1 pseudogene is annotated in these 252 nt (G+C 36.9%); it reads right to left on the bottom strand.

Annotation, left to right across the window (positions count from 1 at the left end):
- Window positions 1-128: pseudogene (locus PSR9079_RS23545) on the bottom strand (transposase); the annotation flags it as partial.
- Window positions 129-252: the final 124 nt, after the last annotated feature.

Genomic DNA, 252 nt, shown 5'->3' with positions numbered 1-252 from the left:
CATTGCTTATTCATATTGCCAATTTCTATCTCGACCATATTCAACCAACTCGCATGTTTAGGTGTGTAATGGAACTCTATTTTATTTAAAATACGTCGTGCTTCTTGCGGTGAAAATGCTTTATATAGACATAATGACTCCCACACGGTGTTAGCCTCCGCTTTTCGTGGGTTAGCTTAATTCAAAGCCAGAGCCATAATTAGTTTGTCAAATAACTAAACAGCAGAGGCTAACATGAATAAACATAGCATA

It is taken from the genome of Pseudoalteromonas rhizosphaerae (assembly GCF_902498845.1).
GTDB lineage: Bacteria > Pseudomonadota > Gammaproteobacteria > Enterobacterales > Alteromonadaceae > Pseudoalteromonas > Pseudoalteromonas rhizosphaerae.
This window is presented reverse-complemented; position numbering and strand designations above follow the sequence as displayed.